General features: G+C 58.7%; 1 protein-coding gene. It reads left to right on the top strand.

The genetic code is table 11. The annotated features are described in order from the left end of the window. The first annotated feature begins 119 nt into the window (after nt 1-119). The gene (locus AWB67_RS37360; RefSeq protein ID WP_125477864.1) at nt 120-1556 is read left to right on the top strand and encodes an IS5 family transposase; all 1437 of its coding nucleotides are present in this window, start codon (nt 120-122) and stop codon (nt 1554-1556) included. Nucleotides 1557-1631 lie beyond the last annotated feature (75 nt).

Raw genomic sequence — 1631 nt, 5'->3', positions numbered from 1 at the left:
GTCGGTCTTGCAGAATCGCGCGAAGCCAAGCGCAGCGTGCGGATAGGTGCAGATAAGCAGTTGCGAAACTCCCAGTTTCAATATGAAATGGGCCTATCTTCTGGGAGTGAGAAGCGCCGATGAGCACACCGGATTTCTTCCGCAGCCGCCTGGACGCGATGATCGATTTGCGGCATCCGCTGGCGGTACTGGCCAGCCGGATGCCATGGAGGTCGATAGAAGCGACCTTGACACCGATCTTCGAGCGACGTGCTCGCGAAGGCCGGACGAGCGAGGAGACTGATCTTTTTGGCACGGCGCCCAAGCTGGCGGGTGCGGGCCTTAGCGCTGCCGGACGTCCGCGCCTGTCGATCCGGCTGATGGTCGGGCTGCTCTATCTGAAGCACGCCTACAACGAAAGTGACGAATCGGTTTGTGAGCGCTGGGCACAAGACGTGTATTTCCAGTTTTTCTGCGGCGAGGAGTATTTTCAACCGCACATGCCGTGCGATCCGACCAACCTCGTGCGCTTTCGGCAGGCGCTGGGCGAAGCTGGTGTCGAGGAGTTGCTCGCGACGACAATTGCAGCGGCCGTGGAAATGAAAGCAGTGAGGCCGGCCGAGTTCGAGCGCGTGATTGTCGATACGACGGTCCAACAAAAAGCGATTGCCTATCCGACTGACAGCCGTTTGCTGGAGATTGCACGAGGCAAACTCGCAAGGCTCGCGCAACGTGCCGGACTGGCACTGAAGCAAACATACGAGCGAGAGGGGAAACAATTGCGTCGCCGCGCCGGTGGCTATGCGCATGCGAAGCAGTTCAAGCGACTGCGCCGGGTGCTCAAGCGTCAGCGCACGATCCTCGGACGATTGCTGCGCGACATCGAGAGAAAGTTACCGAACGCATCCACTGAGCAACAGGCATCCTTAAGCATCTGGCTTGAGCGCGCCTGGCGTATCTGCCGCCAGCGAGCGAAAGATAAGCACAAGCTCTATGCGCTTCATGCGCCAGAAGTGGAGTGCATCTCAAAAGGCAAGGCTCGCCAGCCGTATGAGTTTGGCGTCAAGGTGAGCCTCGCAATCACGGAGAAGCAAGGCCTGATTGTCGGTGCACGCTCGTTTGTGGGCAACCCCTATGACGGGCATACTCTGTCCGGACAACTTGAACAAACGTCCATCCTGCTTCAGGATCTGCCGGGCGTGTCAAAGCCGAAGACCGTTCTGGCGGACCTCGGGTATCGCGGTGTGGATGCCGATCTCGCGCCAGTACAGTTGATTCACCGAGGTAAACACAAGTCGCTAAGCAGTACACAACGACGATGGCTGAAACGCCGGCAAGCGATAGAACCGATCATCGGGCATGTGAAGCAGGACCACGGCATGCAGCGTTGCTGGCTCAAAGGGCAAACCGGCGACGCCTTACATGCGGTGCTATGCGCGGTGGGCTATAACCTTCGCTGGTTGCTGCGCGCTATTGTTCGCCTGGGGCTTGCGCCCGTGTTTTTTGTTCTCGAGTGGCTGCGCAGCCTCCACAACGCCTCGCGAGGAACCTTGCTCGCACCTCCTACAACTGCCTGAGTTCGAAAAGTACAAGGCCACCTGATGAACGCCCCGAGGCGTCCACGAACAAAACCCAATTTTGCAGGTCCGACT

It is taken from the genome of Caballeronia terrestris, assembly GCF_001544515.1.
Taxonomy (GTDB): Bacteria; Pseudomonadota; Gammaproteobacteria; order Burkholderiales; family Burkholderiaceae; genus Caballeronia; species Caballeronia terrestris.
The sequence above is the reverse complement of the archived record's forward strand: the minus strand, read 5'-3'. Positions and strand labels throughout refer to the sequence as shown.